This window comes from Pseudomonas asiatica (assembly GCF_009932335.1).
In the GTDB taxonomy this organism is placed as follows: domain Bacteria; phylum Pseudomonadota; class Gammaproteobacteria; order Pseudomonadales; family Pseudomonadaceae; genus Aquipseudomonas; species Aquipseudomonas asiatica.
The window spans coordinates 3,271,074-3,286,976 of sequence record NZ_BLJF01000001.1; the positions used below are offsets into that span (position 1 = coordinate 3,271,074).

Here is a 15,903-nt window from a genome sequence, read left to right on the forward strand (position 1 = left end):
GAGGTGACCATGACCGATGCCATCGACCAACTGCTGATCAACGCGCTGATGGAAGACTCGCGCCGCTCGCTCAAGGCCCTGGCGCAGATCAGCGGGCTGTCTTCACCCAGCGTCAGCGAACGCCTGCGTCGCCTGGAGGAACGCGGCGTGTTGCGCGGTTACACCGTAGAGGTCGACCCACGCGCCTTTGGCTACCAACTGCAGGCCATCGTGCGCATCCGCCCGCTACCCGGGAAGCTGCAGGAGGTGGAACGGCAGATCATCGCCATTCCCGAATTCACCGAGTGCGACAAGGTAATTGGCGAAGACTGCTTCATTGCCCGCCTGCATGTTCGCTCGATGGAGCAACTGGACACCCTGCTCGACCGCCTCTATACGGTGGCCGAAACCAATACGGCGATCATCAAGAAGACACCGGTCAAGCGGCGGTTGCCGCCGATGGATTGAATCTGCCTGTGCGGGCCTCTTCGCGGGTAAACCCGCTCCCACAGGATTTCGACCGACCTGAATGCTACGGGGTACTTGTGTGCGGGTTTACCCGCGAAGAGGCCAGCACAGGAAAAAGTTGACCAATTTTTGTACACAAGAATGTCACCTTAAGTGCCGTTTTTGTGTGCACTTTTCAAGATTGCGCCCCAATAGGTTACACACTTCCCACAAATTATTCTGACCAAACGATCAACAAAATTACCTTCGGGAAATTTAAATCTGTTCATTTGGTCAACTTATACTCTCTTCATTTCATGAACTTACAACTCAACAAGGTAAGTTCAAAATGATGGCCAACTGAAGTTTGCTTTTTCCTTGGCATGGAACTCGCTTTTGCGTGTTCGTGTTTTGTATACAAACCAAGCAAAACATAAATACACAAGAACCCGCGACGCCGACCCAACATCGGCCGCCGCGCCCCAAACCCTGAGATGCCAACGCTGCACCGACGAGATGGCGAGCCCGTGCGCATGCCCGCTCATCGCAGTCCACGTGCATCAGGAGCCCGCCGGAATGAGTACCAGCTTCGACCTTGCCCCTGAACTATCCGTCGCCAGCACCCACCCCGCGTCCACTCTCGCCGGCAGCCAGCCGGAACTCGCCCTGAGCCCGCGCCTGCATAACCGCGACCTCGCGCCGACGCGCATCGAAGGTCGCCGCTGGGGCGGCTACAGCATCTTTGCGCTGTGGACCAATGATGTGCACAACATCGCCAACTACTCGTTCGCCATGGGCTTGTTCGCCCTCGGCCTGGGTGGCTGGCAGATCCTGCTGTCGCTGGCCATCGGCGCGGCGCTGGTGTACTTCTTCATGAACCTGTCCGGCTACATGGGGCAGAAGACCGGCGTACCATTCCCGGTCATCAGCCGCATCGCCTTCGGCATCCACGGCGCGCAGATTCCGGCGTTGATTCGTGCGGTCATCGCCATCGCCTGGTTCGGCATCCAGACCTACCTGGCTTCGGTGGTGCTGCGCGTGCTGCTCACCGCTGTATGGCCGCAGATGGCAGCCTATGACCATGACAGCATCCTCGGCCTGTCGAGCCTGGGCTGGGTGTGCTTCGTGTCGATCTGGCTGGTGCAGCTGGTGATCCTGGCCTATGGCATGGAGATGGTGCGCCGCTACGAGGCCTTTGCCGGCCCGGTGATCCTGCTGACCGTCGCCGCCCTGGCGGTGTTCATGTACTTCAAGGCCGACGCCCGCATCGCCTGGTCGGTGGCCGAACCGCTGGCCGGCTACGAGATGTGGCGCAACATATTTGCCGGCGGCGCGCTGTGGCTGGCGATCTACGGCACCCTGGTGCTGAACTTCTGTGACTTCGCCCGCTCCTCGCCATGCCGCAAGACCATCCGCGTCGGCAACTTCTGGGGCCTGCCGGTGAACATCCTGGTGTTCGCCGTGATCACCGTGGTGCTGTGCGGCGCGCAGTTCCAGATCAACGGCCAGATCATCGACAGCCCGACCCAGATCGTCGCGGCCATCCCAAGTACAGCGTTCCTGGTACTGGGCTGCCTGGCCTTCCTGATCGTGACGGTGGCGGTGAACATCATGGCCAACTTCGTCGCCCCGGCCTTCGTCCTCAGCAACCTGGCACCGCGTCACCTGAACTTCCGCCGCGCCGGGCTGATCAGCGCCACCCTGGCGGTGCTGATCCTGCCGTGGAACCTGTACAACAGCCCACTGGTGATCGTGTATTTCCTGTCCGGCCTGGGTGCCCTGCTCGGCCCGCTGTACGGGGTGATCATGTCCGACTACTGGTTGCTGCGCAAAGGCTGCATCAACGTGCCGCAGCTGTACAGCGAAGACCCGGCTGGCGCCTACCACTACACCAAGGGCATCAACCTGCGCGCCGTGGCCGCCTTCGTGCCGGCCGCCCTGCTGGCCATCGTCCTGGCCCTGGTGCCCAACTTCCATGGCGTGGCGCCATTCTCCTGGCTGATCGGTGCCGGCATCGCCGCCGCACTTTACCTGCTGATCGCCCCACGCAAACACCAATACCAGGACGTCAGCGGCGAATGCATCGCCGTGGACCACAGCAGCCATTGACCAGGGAGGACTACCCATGCGCATTCTGATCGCCAACGTCAACACCACCGAAGCCATCACCGAAGCCATTGCCGAACAGGCCCGTGCGGTGGCAGCGCCCGGCACGGAAATCATCGGCCTCACCCCATGGTTCGGTGCCGAGTCGGTGGAAGGCAACTTCGAAAGCTACCTGGCCGCCATCGCGGTGATGGACCGGGTACTGGCCTACGAAGGCCCTTATGATGCCGTGATACAGGCGGGTTACGGCGAACATGGCCGCGAAGGCTTGCAGGAACTGCTGAACGTGCCGGTGGTGGACATCACCGATGCAGCCGCCAGCACGGCGATGTACCTGGGCCATGCCTACTCGGTGGTGACCACCCTGGACCGCACCGTGCCGCTGATCGAAGACCGCCTGAAGCTCTCCGGCCTGTATGACCGCTGCGCATCGGTGCGGGCCAGCGGGCTGGCGGTGCTGGAGCTTGAAGCCGACCCACAGCGCGCCGTGGAGGCGATTGTCGAGCAGGCGGAACGCGCCGTGCGTGACGACAAGGCCGAGGTGATCTGCCTGGGTTGCGGCGGCATGGCCGGTTTGGACGAGCAGATCCGCCAGCGCACCGGCGTGCCGGTGGTGGATGGTGTGAGTGCGGCGGTGACCATGGCCGAATCGCTGGTGCGCATGGGCTTGAGTACCTCCAAGGTCCGTACCTATGCCACGCCACGGGTGAAGAAAGTGGTGGGTTGGCCGATGCGGTTCGGGCGCTAACCTTCTATTTGCCTGTGCCGGCCCTTTCGCGGGCTTGCCCGCTCCCACAGGCCCCCACCGCTCTCAAGGGCTGCGCTGTACCTGTGGGAGCGGGCAAGCCCGCGAAGAGGCCGGTACAGGCAAACCATCACCAGCGGATCAGGTCGGGCAACTATGCGCACCATCATTCAGGCCCTGACGCACGTTGCGGCTGAGCAGGCTGGCCTTGCCGTCGTGCCAGGTCAGGGTCAGGACGTAGAGGGTGTCGAAGTCGTCGCCGCTCCAGTCCTCGGTGATCACCCGCTTTTCACCGAGGGCCTTGCCAGCCACGGCATTGATCAGGTCAGGGAGGTAGCCATGCGACCAGGCGGTGTACACGGTCGCGTTACGGTACTTGTCGCGCAGCAGCTCTTCGGCCAGCGCGTCGGTGTCGTTGGCGCCATAGTCGATGTTTACCGGCAGGCCCAGGCGAATGGCGCTGGGGCTGATGGTCATCAGCGGGCGAATGTAGCTGTAGCTTTGGTCCTTGCTGCCTTCCTCGACATGCCGCGAGGGGTTGGCAGCGAACACGTAGTCGGCCTTGCCAAAGCGCTCGGGGAGCAGGGTAGCCAGGTCCAGCGCACGGTTGAGGCCCTGGCAGTTCAACTGGCCCAGCCCCTCGCCCGGCTTCTCGGCGTGGCGCAGGAACACAAGGGTCTGGGTGCCATCCACCGGTTGCGCCCGGCTTTCGACTGCTTCCAGCGCCAGCGGTACGGCTATGGCTGTAAGCGTCAGGCTCAGCAACCAGTGACGACGACGGCGGAAGAATGTTGGCAACTTCATCAAAACAGGCCCATGTGGCAGAAAGAATCGGGTAGACCCGCCACATCACCCCGCCAACAGCACCGCGGGGCATCCTTGTAGTGAATGCCATCCTTGGCAACGAGTGAGGGTGAGAGTGCCCTGAACCCGTTTGGTTCCTCCCTGGAGGTGGATGCCGTTCCCTAGGCAAGGCTTAGATTAGAGGATGGGTGTTGCTGAAATGTGTCCGTTCGTTACTCGTTGCTCTCGCTGATTACCGTTACGGTGGCCCAGCTGCTTGTTCCATAGAGACAGAGTCGAGAATGGTTACATCAAATACCTGCTCGATAACCTGCTTTGGGCCTTGATTCAGACTCCAGGTGAAGAACACCAGAAAGCCCAGCAAGAACACGAAGAGAATCGAGCCCACGAGACTTTGTGCCACACCCGACCATATGGCTCTTACCCTTTGCGCAGGCGGGAATACGCAGCCTCGAATGCTGCCTTCAGTTCCGAACGGGTCTTTCGGGAGTTGGTAACCACACTCGCCAGTTCGCGTGGTAACGAGATTTCCATTCGCGCGCCTGATGCCACCAACAGCGCGTTCGCTTTGCGTACCACCCGTGAGGAAAAATGCGATTTCATGGATAGGCTACCCTCTTCACTCAGTGAGTCTGCAAGGTTAGCCGTACCCGGGAGGCACCTCAATCAGACACTGGCCGACAGCGCGTGTAGTCCTTTTCCTCAATCATCCCGTGTCAGCACTTCCAGCAATTCGATCTCGAAGGTCAAATCCGAATTCGGCGGAATCGCCCCCACGCTGCGTTCGCCATAGCCCAGGTGCGCCGGTACCAGCAACTTGCGCTTGCCGCCAACGCGCATACCCATCAGGCCTTGATCCCACCCCTTGATTACCCGACCAGTGCCGATCACGCACTGGAACGGCTTGCCGCGCGACCAGGACGAGTCGAACTCGCTGCCGTCGGCCAGCCAGCCGGTGTACTGGGTGGTGATCAGGGCGCCTTTGACGGCGGCTTTGCCATCCCCCTCCACAAGGTCGATGATCTGCAGTTCTTGGCTCACGGGGCATACTCCAACGCTGGAAACAAAGCCGCCCTTTTCTCAGGAATGCAACGGTTTGGCAAGTTCGCGTGGCGTTTCGTGCTGGCGCATCGATCACAGCACGCCGCCTGAATCAGCCGAGCTGCTCGAAGGCTTCCTGGCCAGTCAGTTCCTTGGTCTGGTTGGCGAAGCAATACCAGGCGGGTTTCTGTTCGACGAAGATCTGCAAGTCAAAATGCCATTCCTGGTCGCCGTCGAGCAGGCCGACCGGCACGGCGTGGAAGTCATTGGCCTTGAGCCGGTAGTACAGGTGCGTGCCGCACTGGCCGCAGAAGCCGCGCTGGGCCCAATCGGAAGACTCATAGATGCTGGGCGCGCGCCCTTCGATCACCGGTGGCTGGCTGCAATGCACCACCAGCAATGGGCCGCCGGTCCATTTGCGGCACATGCTGCAGTGGCAGGCGCTGATATGGGTATTGTCGACGGTGACCTTGAGCCGGGTGGCGCCGCACAGGCAGGTGCCGTGTTTTTCCAGGGCCATGGCTGGCTCCTTGAGCGGAAGATGGGCCAGCAAGTATAGATGCCTGTACCGGTCTCATCGCCGGCAAGCCGGCTCCCACCCCGACCGCGCCGTTCTAAGGCCAGTGCAGTACCTGTTGGAGCTGGCTTGCCGGCGATGAGGCAGGCACAGGCAGCAAAAGACAGTTGCCCAAGGTCAGATGTACACCGTACCGCGCAGGTACAACGCCGCCCGCCCGCTGATGATCACCCGGCCGTTACCCGGCACTTCGCACTGCAGCTGCCCTTTGCGCACCCCACCCTGCTCGCAGCTCAGCACGTTCCTACCCAGACGCTCGGCCCATATCGGCGCCAGCGAGGTGTGCGCCGAGCCAGTCACCGGGTCTTCGTTCACGCCGACCCGCGGGCCGAACCAGCGGGTGACGAAATCAAAGCCACGGCCTGCCGCGGTAACGGCGATACCGCGCACATCGAAGGCCAACAGCGCAACGAAATCCGGCTTCAGGGTGTCGAGCAACAGGGCGTCATCGATCACCACCACATAGTCGTCACTGCGGTACAGCGCCTGTGCCTGGCCCAGGCCCAGCGCCTGCAACAGGCCCGGCAGCATGTCCACGGCGACCGGCTGCTTGGCCGGGAAGTCCATGGCCAGCAGCCCGTCAGCGTTGCGGCTGACCCGCAGCTCGCCACTGCGGGTGTTGAAACGCAGCACCTGCGCCTGCTCGCCCAGCTGTTCGAACAGCACATAGGCCGAGGCCAGGGTGGCATGGCCGCACAGGTCGACTTCCACGGTCGGGGTGAACCAGCGCAGGTCGAAGGTTTCGCCGTTGCGCACGAAGTAGGCGGTTTCCGAGAGGTTGTTCTCTTCGGCAATGCGCTGCAGCACGTCGTCCGGCAGCCAGCTTTGCAGTGGGATCACTGCCGCCGGGTTGCCCCCGAACGGCTCGGCGGAAAACGCATCGACCTGGAAGATTTCAAGTTGCATGCACACACTCCTTGTTGCCCGATCGCTGCCAGGCAGATGTATGAAAAGGGTTACTGGCGTACCGGAGTCAATACGGCTTCGCCGGCAAAGAACGCCTGCAGGTTGCGCAGCACCAGGGTCACCGTATCGCGCGCCGCCTCCGGCGACTGGCCGGCCACGTGGGGGGTGAGCACGGTGTTGCCAAGGGCCTTGAGAGCATCGGGTACAGCCGGCTCGTCGTCGAACACATCCAGTGCCGCACCAGCCAGCTGGCCATGCTGCAGCGCGGCCACCAGGGCCTGGGTGTCGACCACGCTGGCTCGGGCGATATTCACCAGGTAGCCCTCGGCCCCCAGGGCCTCGAGCACCTGTGCATCGACCAGGTGACGAGTGTTGGCTCCCCCGGGGGTTGCCACCACCAGGATGTCGACGGCGTCGGCCAGGTGCTGCGGGCTGTCGTACCAGGTGTAGGGCACATCCTGGCGCGGCGTGCGGCTGTGGTAGCTGACGGGCATGGCGAAGCCCAGATGGGCGCGCCTGGCGATGGCCAGGCCCACCGCACCAAGGCCGAGAATGCCAAGGCGCTTGCCACTCACCGAGGGGCTGATCACCCGGTTCCATTCGCCCCGGCGGGTACTGGCATCGGCGCGGGGAATGTCGCGCAACAGCGCCAGCAGCAGGGCGAGGGTGTGGTCGGCGACCGCTTCGGCATTGGCCCCGGCGCCGTTGGTGACAGTGATGCCGCGCGCAGCGGCCGCGGCCAGGTCAACCTGTTCGTAGCCAGCACCGATCACGCAGATGATCTGCAGTTTGGACAGCGTGTCGATTTCGCTGGCAGTCAGGCCCAGCGGGCCGCGGGTGAGCACAGCATCTACTTCATGGGCATGGCGCTGGATGGCCTCGGCCCGCAGTTGCGGCGAAGGGGCACGGATCAAACGGTAGCCGGCCTGCTCCAGCATGGGCAGGTAATCATCGACGGTTTCCACCAGCACCAGGACTGTCTTGTGCATGCCACCTCCGGGTCAGTTCGAGGCGACATTATGCGGAGTCACCGGCCAGTACAGTCAACCGAAATAAAGAGGTGAAACTGCACTGTTCTGCTTAGCTCTGCTCTGCTCTGCTCTGCTCTTGCTCTTGCTCTTGCTCTTGCTCTTGCTCTTGCTCTTGATCTTGATCTTGATCTTGATCTTGATCTTGATCTTGATCTTGATCTTGATCTTGATCTTGATCTTGATCTTGATCTTCGCGACTTCAGGAGGCCGAGCAGAGGTCTTGCGGAGGGAGGTGACGGGCATGGATGCCCGTCAAGCGCTGAGGCCCCATGGATGGGGCCTGCAGCGCGTACTCCCGGGAGCAAGACCGGCGCGAGGGAACCCCGGAGCGCAGCGGAGGGGCCGGATGATGGGAGCGCAGCGTTTTTTGGTTACTTTTTGCCGCGTTTGGCAAAAAGTGACTCGCCGTAAGGGCGAAAAGGTGAGTATGCGTCGCCATCGTAAATGGACTATGCGCGAGATCAAGACCAGTACTTTTCCGCTCTTCGCTCTTCGCTCTCCGCTCTCCGCTCTCCGCTTTCAAGCGTGGGCATCAACAACAAGGTTAACATTCATTTTCGAAGGTGGCGCTTATTCACCTTTCCGCCCTTACGGCGGGTCACTTTTTGTCAAACGCGACAAAAAGTAACCAAAAAACGCTGGCTCCTATCATCCGGCCCCTACGCTGCGCTCCGGGGTTCCCTCGCTACGGGCCTGCTCCCGGGAGTACGCGCTGCAGGCCCCATCCATGGGGCCTCAGCGCTTGACGGGCATCCATGCCCGTCACCTCCCTCCGCAGTCCCTTCGCTCGGCCTCCTGAAGTCGCAATCGGTGGCGCCTGGACTACCGCGCGCTTAAAAGCAAAAGCAAAAGCAACGGCAACGGCAACGGCAACGGCAACCTTGCAATTATTGGGCGAACGCACGCCCCAGACCACCCGGCACACCGCTGCTGTCAGTCTCCTGCCACGGTCCATCCGGGCTCAGCGACCAGCTCCAGCCGTTGTTGAAGCGGTAGTAGGTCCGCTGGCGGTAGAAGGTATTGGGCTTCTTCTCCAGCACATACACACCCAGCTTCGGGTCCCAATGGCTCGCCCCGCCAGGCGGCGGCGCGAAGCTGGCCGAGGTGCGTGGCATCGGCTTGGGCGTGGCCGCAGGCTTGCTCGGCGCGGGGGCCGGCTGCCTGTCCGGCAAGGGCTTGACCGCCGGCCCCGGCGGCGGCAGGCGCTCGATCGGTGGTTCGGGCTGCTCGTACGGCTCATGCACCGTACACGCAGACAAACCCAGGGCCAGGGTGATCAGGGTCAGGCGGACGATGCTGTGCATGGCATTGCTCTCTTACGGGTCGGGGCTGTCGATGGTCAGGTGCTGGATGGCCTGGGTGGCGCTGGGCAATGGCGTGCCCTGGCCAATCCACTCGCCATGGGTTGGCTGGCCAGCGCGTGATACACGTGCAACGAGTTGGACTTCGGCAAAGTCCGACAGTTTCATCTGCGGCATCATGGCGTCAGCATCGGACAGTTCCACCTCGATCGGCAACTGCGCCACAGTCACCCGCTTGGCCGCCAGCGGCATGGGTGGGCCATTGCTGGCGCGGGCGAAGATGAATACCGTGTCGTCCGGCTTGACCTTGTCCTTCAAGGCCGCAGCCAGTTCCACGCGCACCTTCAAGCGAGCCGCCACGGGCGCCGCAGCCTGCCCCGGCGAACCGCCCAGGCGCTCGGCAGCGCGGTCGATACCGCCCTGTAGCGCCGCACGCGAGGTATCACCTTCCGGCAGTTGCGCCAGCAGGCGCTTCCAGTAATCGATGGCTTCCTGGTAACGCTCGCCCTCGAAGGCAGCGATACCACGCAGGCCCAGGCTGGTCACTTCGTTGGGGTCGGCTTTCAGCGCCTCGTCAGTCAGCGCCTGCAGCTGCGGGCTCCATTTCTTGTCGGCAGCGAAGTACAGCGCCTGTGCCCATTGCCCGAGCAATTCGGGCTGGCGACCGGCCAGGGCCACGGCGCGCTCGAATGTACGCGCGGCATCGGCGGGGCGCTGCTCGGCCATGTAGGCTCGGCCCAGGAAGTACACGGCCTCGGCCGAATCCGGCTGGGCCTGCACCACCCGCTCCAGGCGGGCAGTCATTTCTTCCATCGATTTGGGCGCTTCGGCAAACTCCTGGGTCAGCTCAACCTTGTCGGCCGCGCCGAAATGCAGGTACAGCCCCAATGCCAGCAGCGGCACCAGCAGCGCCGCCAGCAACGGCAGGGCCTTGCCCAAGTGGCCCTGACGCGGGGCCTCGGCACCTTCGGTATCCGCCAGCAGCTCACGGGCGGCCTCGTCACGGCCTTTGGCCATTTGCGCCTCATCGAGCACACCGGCGGCCTGCTGGGCAGCCAGTTCGGCGACGCGTTCCTGGTACAGGGCCACGTTCAGGGCGGTGCGGTCTTCTTCCTGCTGGCGGCCACGGCCACGCAGGATCGGGATCAGCAGGAAGCTGAGGGCAGCGAGCAGCAGCAGGCCCGCGCTAAGCCAGAATTCAATCATGGGTCTGTTCTTTTTCCAGCAATTTGGCGAGACGCTCGCGTTCTTCGGCGGACAACTCATTGGCGCCCTGCACGGCCGCACTGCGGCGCCGGCGCACGATCAGCGCCAGCACCACGAAACCACCAGCCAGCAAAATCCCCGGGCCGAACCACAGCAGCCAGGTACGCCCGCTGAGCGCCGGCTTGTAGCGCACGAAGTCGCCATAGCGGTCGACCATGAAGTCGACGATCTGCTGGTTGCTCTTGCCCTCGCCGAGCATGCGGAAGATTTCCCGACGCAGGTCGGCGGCAATCGGCGCGTTGGAGTCGGCGATGTCCTGGTTCTGGCACTTGGGGCAGCGCAGCTCTTTGGTCAGCTGCTGGTAGCGCTCACGCTCGGCATCGTCGCGGAACTGGTAGGTGTCGATGGCCGCCTTGGCCACGCCTGCCAGGCTCAACCCCATGAAGAGCCCCAGCACCGCAGCTGCCAGCCCCCGCTTCATGGCCTGGCCTCATCGACCAGGCCCTGGTACAGCGGCGCCAGCTGCTCACGCCAGACCGTGGCATCGACCACGCCCACGTGCTTGTAGCGGATGATGCCCTTGGCATCGATCAGGAAGGTTTCCGGCGCGCCATACACGCCCAGGTCCAGGCCCAGGCTGCCCTGCTCGTCACGAATGTCCAGCTGGTACGGGTTGTGGAACTCGGCCAGCCACTTCAGGGCCGCCGCATTGTCGTCCTTGTAGTTGACGCCGTGGATCACCACACCCTGCTGGGCCAGCTGGTTCAGGTACGGGTGCTCTACCTTGCACGACGGGCACCAGGTGGCCCACACGTTGACCAGTGCCGGGCGGCCCCGCAAGTCGGCCTCGGTCAGGGTACGGTCGCCCTGGGTCGAGGCCAGGGAAAACGCCGGGAACGGCTTGCCGATCATTGCCGAGGGCAGCTCGTCGGGCTTGAGGAACAGCCCTTTGTAGAGGAACACCGCCACCAGCAGGAATACCGCCAGGGGGACTACCATGATCCAACGCTTCATGCAGCTGCTCCAGACACGCCCAGGGCATCACGCACCCGGGTCTTGACCTTGACGCGATAGCGCCGGTCGAGGGCCGCCAGCAACCCGCCCAGGCCGGTCAGCAGACCGCCCAGCCAGATCCAGCGGACGTAAGGCTTGATATGCACGCGTACTGCCCAGGCGCCGTTCTCCAGCGGCTCGCCGAGGGCGACGTACAGGTCGCGGGTAAAGCCGGCGTCGATGCCGGCTTCGGTCATCATCGACTGCTGCACGGTGTACAGGCGCTTCTCCGGGTGCAGGGTGGTCACTTCACGGCCATCGCGGCTGACCACCACGGTGCCCTTGTCGGAGATGAAGTTCGGCCCTTCGAAATGCCTGGCCCCCTGGAACAGGAAGTGGTAGCCGCCCAGCTCCACGCTCTCGCCCGGAGCCATGCGCAGGTCGCGTTCAGCGCTGTTGTTGCTCGACAGCACCACGCCCAGCGCGCACACCGCCAGGCCCAGGTGCGCCAGCTGCATGCCCCAGTAGCTGCGACCCAGGCCAGGCAGGCCCTTGAGCAGGCCTTTGTGACGGGTCTTGTCGAGAATGTCGCGCAGCCCGCCAAGCACCACCCAGGCGGCCAGGGCGAAGGCGGTCAGGGTCGGCCAGTCGAAGTCGTCGACGATAAAGCCTGCCACCGGCGCGAGGATGGCGCTGCCGAGCAGCACCGGGGTCATCATGCTGGCCAGCCATTTGCCGGGGGTGTCTTTCCAGCGCACCACCACGCCCACGCCCAGCACCACCATCAGCAGTGCCATCAGCGGCAGGAACAAGGCATCGAAATACGGTGGGCCGACCGACAGCTTGGCACCGGTCAACGCATCGAGCACCAGCGGGTAGAGGGTGCCGAGCAGAATCATCGAGGCCGCCACTACCAGCACCAGGTTGTTGGCCAGCAGCAGCGTCTCGCGCGACCACAGGGCAAAGCCGACCTGACTCTTGACCACCGGTGCGCGCAAGGCGAACAGAGTGAGCGAACCACCGACCACGAACAGCAGGAAGATCAGGATGAAAATGCCCCGCGACGGGTCGGCGGCAAACGCATGCACCGAGGTCAGGACACCGGAGCGCACCAGGAAGGTACCCAGCAGGCTCAGCGAGAACGCGGCAATCGCCAGCAGCACGGTCCAGCTCTTGAATACCCCGCGCTTTTCGGTCACCGCCAGCGAGTGGATCAGCGCCGTACCCACCAGCCAAGGCATGAACGAGGCGTTTTCCACCGGGTCCCAGAACCACCAGCCACCCCAGCCCAGTTCATAGTAGGCCCACCACGAACCCAGGGTAATGCCGACACCGAGGAAGGCCCAGGCAACGATGGTCCAGGGCCGCGACCAGCGCGCCCAGGCGGCGTCCAGGCGGCCACCGAGCAAGGCGGCGATGGCGAAGGCGAAGGCCACCGAGAACCCGACGTAGCCCATGTACAGCATCGGCGGGTGGACGATCAGGCCAAAGTCCTGCAACAGCGGGTTGAGGTCGCGGCCATCGGTCGGCACCTGCGGCAGCAGGCGCTGGAACGGGTTGGAAGTGATGATCAGGAAGCTCAGGAAGCCCACGCTGATCATGCCCATTACCGCAAGCACGCGGGCCAGCATCACCTGCGGCAACTGCCGCGAGAACACCGACACGGCGAAGGTCCAGCCGCCGAGGATCAGCGCCCACAGCAGCAGCGAACCTTCGTGCGCCCCCCACACGGCACTGAACTTGTAGTACCAGGGCAAGGCGCTGTTGGAGTTGCTGGCCACATAGGCGACCGAGAAGTTGTCGGTCATGAAGGCATGGGTCAGGCAGGCGAAGGCAAAGGCCAGGAAGGCGAACTGCCCCCAGGCAGCCGGTCGCGCCAGGCTCATCCACAGGCTGTCGCCACGCCAGGCGCCGAGCAGCGGCACGCTGGCCTGCACGGCAGCAAAGCAGATGGCCAGGATCATCGCCAGCTGGCCGAGTTCGGGGATCACCAGCGCCGCGTTCATGGCCTGGCCTCCCCGCCGGTGGCGGCCTGGCCGCTTTCCTTCAGGGCCTTGGTAACCTCGGGCGGCATGTACTTCTCGTCGTGCTTGGCCAGTACTTCATCGGCCACCACCACGCCATCGGCGTTGAGCTTGCCGAGGGCGACGATGCCCTGCCCTTCGCGGAACAGGTCGGGGAGGATGCCACGGTAGGTGATCGGCACCGACTTGTTGAAGTCGGTGACCACGAAACGCACGTCCAGCGAATCGGACGAACGCTGTACCGAACCTTTCTCGACCATGCCGCCGGCGCGGATGCGGGTGTCCAGCGGCGCTTCGCCGTTGGCGATCTGGGTCGGTGTGTAGAACAGGTTGATGTTCTGCTGCAATGCGCTCAAGGCAAAGCCGACGGCAACCCCGACGCCGACCAGCAGGCCGACGATGAGCAACAGGCGTTTCTTGCGCTGCGGATTCACTGGTTGTTCTCCCGGCGCAAACGGCGCGCCTCATCTTGCAGGTAGCGACGGCGGGCCAGCACGGGCGTGGCGACATTCAGCGCCAGCACCGCCAGGCAGATGCCATAGGCCGTCCACACGTACAGGCCATGGTGGCCCATGGCGAGAAAGTCACCGAAGGTGGCGAAACTCATTGTGCGGCCCTCCGCCCCAGGCTGTTCAATACTTCATCCTTGACCCAACTGGCGCGCGCTTCGCGCTTGAGTACTTCAAGGCGCATGCGCAGCAACAGCACCGCGCCGAAGAAGCAGTAGAAGCCCAGCGCCGTGCACAGCAGCGGCAACCACATTTCTGCGGGCATCGCCGGCTTTTCGGTGAGGGTGAAGGTGGCGCCCTGGTGCAGGGTGTTCCACCACTCCACCGAGTACTTGATGATCGGGATGTTCACCACGCCGACGATCGCCAGTACCGCACAGGCCTTGGCTGCACTGTCACGATTACTGATTGCCTGGCCCAGCGCAATAATGCCGAAGTACAGGAACAACAGGATGAGCATGGACGTCAGCCGGGCATCCCAGACCCACCAGCTTCCCCAGGTGGGCTTGCCCCAGATGGCCCCGGTGACCAGTGCCACGGCGGTCATCCAGGCACCGATGGGGGCGGCGCATTGCAAGGCGACGTCGGCCAGTTTCATCTTCCATACCAGCCCCACCACCCCGGCCACTGCCAGCAGCACGTAGCAGGACTGCGCCAGCATCGCCGCCGGTACGTGGATGTAGATGATGCGGAAGCTGTTGCCTTGCTGGTAGTCCTGGGGGGCGAAGGCCAGGCCCCAGGTGATGCCGACCAGCAGCAGGAGCACGGCAGCGCCGGCAAGCCACGGCAGCATGCGGCCGCTGATGGCATAGAACCATTTGGGGGAGCCCAGCTTGTGGAACCACGTCCAGCTTATTTTCATCAGGGTACATCCAGGGTATTGGCCGGGCTTGGAAGCCCGGGACTCGTTATTCGCCGACGCTGATCTTCAGGCCGGCCGCTATCGCAAAGGGTGCCAGGGTCACGGCCAGGGCCGTCAGGCTGGCGAGCCAGAGTAAGTGGCCGGTTGCCGGCATATTCTGCAACGCCGCTTGCAACGCACCACTGCCCAGGATCAATACAGGGATATACAACGGCAGAATCAGCAATGCCAGCAGCAAACCGCCGCGTTTCAGACCGACTGTCAGCGCCGCGCCCACCGCGCCCAAAAGGCTCAGCACCGGCGTACCCAGCAGCAGCGAACCGAGCAGCACCGGCAGGCAATGGCTAGGCAGCCCCAGCATCAGCGCCAGCAGCGGCGCCAACAATACCAGCGCCAGCCCGGAAAAGATCCAGTGTGCCAGCACCTTGGCCAGCACCAGCAGCGCCAACGGGTGCGGCGACAGCACCCACTGTTCCAGCGAGCCGTCCTCGAAATCGCTGCGGAACAGGCCGTCCAGCGACAACAGCACCGCCAGCAGTGCCGCCACCCAGACCAAGCCTGGCGACAAGGTTTGCAACAATTGGCTTTCCGGGCCGACTGCCAGCGGGAACAGCGCAACCACGATGGCGAAGAATACCAACGGGTTGGCCAGCTCGGCCGGGCGGCGGAACAGCAGGCGCGCTTCGCGGCGCAACAACAGGATGAATACGCTCATGCCGCCCATTGCCCCAGGTTCAGTTCACGGTAACCGGAGGGCTTGCGTTCCAGCGTGTGGTGGGTGGTCAGCACTACGGTGCCGCCCTGCTCGCAGTGGGCCGCCAGGTGCGCCTCGAGCTGCGCCACGCCCTGCTTGTCGAGGGCGGTGAAGGGTTCGTCGAGGATCCACAGCGGCGGGCTGGCCAGGTACAGCCGGGCCAGGGCCACGCGGCGCTGCTGGCCGGCAGACAGGGTGTGGCAGGGCACGTCTTCGAAACCACGCAGGCCGACGGCCGCCAGTGCCGCCCAGATCGCCTCGCGGCTGGCCGGCTGGTGCAGGGCGCACAGCCAGGTGAGGTTCTCCTCGGCGGTGAGCAGGTCCTTGATGCCCGCTGCATGGCCGATCCACAACAGGATGCTGGCCAGGGCGTGGCGCTGCTCGGCCAGTGGCTTGCCACCCAGCAGGATCTGCCCGGCCGTCGGCTGCATCAGGCCGGCCAGCAAGCGCAGCAGGCTGGTCTTGCCGCTGCCGTTGGGGCCGCTGATCTGCAGCATGTCGCCGGGCCGCAGCTCGAAAGCGAGGTGCTCGAACAGCAGGCGCCAGTCGCGCTCGCAGGCCAGGCCCGCGGCTTGGAGGTGAAGGGTCACGGTTTCGCCTTATCTTTGTAGGGCTCCG

Annotated in this window: 19 protein-coding genes; 3 read left to right on the forward strand and 16 right to left on the reverse strand. The window is 63.8% G+C overall.

Annotated elements, in window-relative coordinates; genetic code table 11:
- The first annotated feature begins 9 nt into the window (after window positions 1-9).
- From GYA95_RS15190 to GYA95_RS15200, 3 genes are all read left to right on the forward strand, one after another.
- Window positions 10-447, forward strand: a complete 438-nt coding sequence (locus GYA95_RS15190) for an Lrp/AsnC family transcriptional regulator (protein ID WP_003260363.1) — start codon at window positions 10-12, stop codon at window positions 445-447.
- A 555-nt stretch (window positions 448-1,002) separates the two neighbouring features.
- Window positions 1,003-2,535, forward strand: coding sequence for an NCS1 family nucleobase:cation symporter-1 (locus GYA95_RS15195; protein WP_015271177.1), 1,533 nt, complete (start codon window positions 1,003-1,005; stop codon window positions 2,533-2,535).
- A 16-nt stretch (window positions 2,536-2,551) separates the two neighbouring features.
- The gene (locus GYA95_RS15200; RefSeq protein ID WP_015271178.1) at window positions 2,552-3,280 is read left to right on the forward strand and encodes an aspartate/glutamate racemase family protein; all 729 of its coding nucleotides are present in this window, start codon (window positions 2,552-2,554) and stop codon (window positions 3,278-3,280) included.
- Window positions 3,281-3,418: 138 nt separating this feature from the next.
- Here the strand turns inward: GYA95_RS15200 and GYA95_RS15205 are convergent, their stop codons facing one another.
- The 16 genes from GYA95_RS15205 to ccmA form a co-directional block, all read right to left on the reverse strand.
- Entirely contained in the window at window positions 3,419-4,081 is a 663-nt protein-coding gene (locus GYA95_RS15205) for a hypothetical protein (RefSeq protein WP_015271179.1), read from the reverse strand.
- A 702-nt stretch (window positions 4,082-4,783) separates the two neighbouring features.
- The gene (locus tag GYA95_RS15210; protein ID WP_003254365.1) at window positions 4,784-5,122 is read right to left on the reverse strand and encodes an FKBP-type peptidyl-prolyl cis-trans isomerase; all 339 of its coding nucleotides are present in this window, start codon (window positions 5,120-5,122) and stop codon (window positions 4,784-4,786) included.
- A gap of 112 nt (window positions 5,123-5,234) precedes the next feature.
- Window positions 5,235-5,642, reverse strand: coding sequence for a GFA family protein (locus GYA95_RS15215; RefSeq protein WP_015271181.1), 408 nt, complete (start codon window positions 5,640-5,642; stop codon window positions 5,235-5,237).
- A 174-nt stretch (window positions 5,643-5,816) separates the two neighbouring features.
- The gene (locus GYA95_RS15220; protein WP_015271182.1) at window positions 5,817-6,605 is read right to left on the reverse strand and encodes a PhzF family phenazine biosynthesis protein; all 789 of its coding nucleotides are present in this window, start codon (window positions 6,603-6,605) and stop codon (window positions 5,817-5,819) included.
- Window positions 6,606-6,655: 50 nt separating this feature from the next.
- Window positions 6,656-7,594: a 2-hydroxyacid dehydrogenase gene (locus GYA95_RS15225; RefSeq protein ID WP_015271183.1), complete on the reverse strand. Its 939-nt coding sequence runs from the start codon at window positions 7,592-7,594 to the stop codon at window positions 6,656-6,658.
- A gap of 54 nt (window positions 7,595-7,648) precedes the next feature.
- Complete coding sequence (locus GYA95_RS15230; RefSeq protein WP_161551426.1) at window positions 7,649-7,879, reverse strand: hypothetical protein; 231 nt, start codon at window positions 7,877-7,879, stop codon at window positions 7,649-7,651.
- A gap of 644 nt (window positions 7,880-8,523) precedes the next feature.
- On the reverse strand, window positions 8,524-8,940 hold the full coding sequence (locus GYA95_RS15235; RefSeq protein WP_013973557.1) for a hypothetical protein: 417 nt from the start codon (window positions 8,938-8,940) through the stop codon (window positions 8,524-8,526).
- A 12-nt stretch (window positions 8,941-8,952) separates the two neighbouring features.
- Window positions 8,953-10,143, reverse strand: a complete 1,191-nt coding sequence (gene ccmI, locus GYA95_RS15240; RefSeq protein WP_015271184.1) for a c-type cytochrome biogenesis protein CcmI — start codon at window positions 10,141-10,143, stop codon at window positions 8,953-8,955.
- Window positions 10,136-10,624, reverse strand: a complete 489-nt coding sequence (locus GYA95_RS15245) for a cytochrome c-type biogenesis protein (RefSeq protein ID WP_003257333.1) — start codon at window positions 10,622-10,624, stop codon at window positions 10,136-10,138. Before GYA95_RS15245 ends, ccmI begins: the two co-directional genes overlap by 8 nt.
- On the reverse strand, window positions 10,621-11,157 hold the full coding sequence (locus tag GYA95_RS15250; protein ID WP_015271185.1) for a DsbE family thiol:disulfide interchange protein: 537 nt from the start codon (window positions 11,155-11,157) through the stop codon (window positions 10,621-10,623). The genes GYA95_RS15245 and GYA95_RS15250 overlap by 4 nt, the downstream gene beginning before the upstream one ends.
- The gene (locus GYA95_RS15255; RefSeq protein ID WP_015271186.1) at window positions 11,154-13,127 is read right to left on the reverse strand and encodes a heme lyase CcmF/NrfE family subunit; all 1,974 of its coding nucleotides are present in this window, start codon (window positions 13,125-13,127) and stop codon (window positions 11,154-11,156) included. Before GYA95_RS15255 ends, GYA95_RS15250 begins: the two co-directional genes overlap by 4 nt.
- Window positions 13,128-13,138: 11 nt before the next feature.
- Complete coding sequence (gene ccmE / locus GYA95_RS15260; protein WP_015271187.1) at window positions 13,139-13,594, reverse strand: cytochrome c maturation protein CcmE; 456 nt, start codon at window positions 13,592-13,594, stop codon at window positions 13,139-13,141.
- Complete coding sequence (gene ccmD / locus GYA95_RS15265; protein WP_003257324.1) at window positions 13,591-13,767, reverse strand: heme exporter protein CcmD; 177 nt, start codon at window positions 13,765-13,767, stop codon at window positions 13,591-13,593. Before ccmD ends, ccmE begins: the two co-directional genes overlap by 4 nt.
- Window positions 13,764-14,531: a heme ABC transporter permease gene (locus tag GYA95_RS15270; RefSeq protein WP_012273476.1), complete on the reverse strand. Its 768-nt coding sequence runs from the start codon at window positions 14,529-14,531 to the stop codon at window positions 13,764-13,766. The genes ccmD and GYA95_RS15270 overlap by 4 nt, the downstream gene beginning before the upstream one ends.
- Window positions 14,532-14,577: 46 nt before the next feature.
- Window positions 14,578-15,255 (reverse strand): heme exporter protein CcmB, encoded by a 678-nt coding sequence (gene ccmB / locus GYA95_RS15275; RefSeq protein WP_013973563.1) that lies wholly within the window; start codon window positions 15,253-15,255, stop codon window positions 14,578-14,580.
- Window positions 15,243-15,875, reverse strand: a complete 633-nt coding sequence (gene ccmA, locus GYA95_RS15280) for a cytochrome c biogenesis heme-transporting ATPase CcmA (RefSeq protein ID WP_013973564.1) — start codon at window positions 15,873-15,875, stop codon at window positions 15,243-15,245. Before ccmA ends, ccmB begins: the two co-directional genes overlap by 13 nt.
- Between the last annotated feature and the right edge of the window lie 28 nt (window positions 15,876-15,903).

Bases quoted from the DNA above. Each gene is read 5' to 3' on its own strand.
- GYA95_RS15190 (WP_003260363.1), top strand. From the start codon at position 10: ATGACCGATGCCATCGACCAACTGCTGATCAACGCGCTGATGGAAGAC.
- GYA95_RS15195 (WP_015271177.1), top strand. From the start codon at position 1,003: ATGAGTACCAGCTTCGACCTTGCCCCTGAACTATCCGTCGCCAGCACC.
- GYA95_RS15200 (WP_015271178.1), top strand. From the start codon at position 2,552: ATGCGCATTCTGATCGCCAACGTCAACACCACCGAAGCCATCACCGAA.
- GYA95_RS15205 (WP_015271179.1), bottom strand. From the start codon at position 4,081: ATGAAGTTGCCAACATTCTTCCGCCGTCGTCGTCACTGGTTGCTGAGC.
- GYA95_RS15215 (WP_015271181.1), bottom strand. From the start codon at position 5,642: ATGGCCCTGGAAAAACACGGCACCTGCCTGTGCGGCGCCACCCGGCTC.
- GYA95_RS15220 (WP_015271182.1), bottom strand. From the start codon at position 6,605: ATGCAACTTGAAATCTTCCAGGTCGATGCGTTTTCCGCCGAGCCGTTC.
- GYA95_RS15225 (WP_015271183.1), bottom strand. From the start codon at position 7,594: ATGCACAAGACAGTCCTGGTGCTGGTGGAAACCGTCGATGATTACCTG.
- GYA95_RS15230 (WP_161551426.1), bottom strand. From the start codon at position 7,879: ATGCCCGTCACCTCCCTCCGCAAGACCTCTGCTCGGCCTCCTGAAGTC.
- GYA95_RS15235 (WP_013973557.1), bottom strand. From the start codon at position 8,940: ATGCACAGCATCGTCCGCCTGACCCTGATCACCCTGGCCCTGGGTTTG.
- ccmI (WP_015271184.1), bottom strand. From the start codon at position 10,143: ATGATTGAATTCTGGCTTAGCGCGGGCCTGCTGCTGCTCGCTGCCCTC.
- GYA95_RS15245 (WP_003257333.1), bottom strand. From the start codon at position 10,624: ATGAAGCGGGGGCTGGCAGCTGCGGTGCTGGGGCTCTTCATGGGGTTG.
- GYA95_RS15250 (WP_015271185.1), bottom strand. From the start codon at position 11,157: ATGAAGCGTTGGATCATGGTAGTCCCCCTGGCGGTATTCCTGCTGGTG.
- ccmD (WP_003257324.1), bottom strand. From the start codon at position 13,767: ATGAGTTTCGCCACCTTCGGTGACTTTCTCGCCATGGGCCACCATGGC.
- GYA95_RS15270 (WP_012273476.1), bottom strand. From the start codon at position 14,531: ATGAAAATAAGCTGGACGTGGTTCCACAAGCTGGGCTCCCCCAAATGG.
- ccmB (WP_013973563.1), bottom strand. From the start codon at position 15,255: ATGGGCGGCATGAGCGTATTCATCCTGTTGTTGCGCCGCGAAGCGCGC.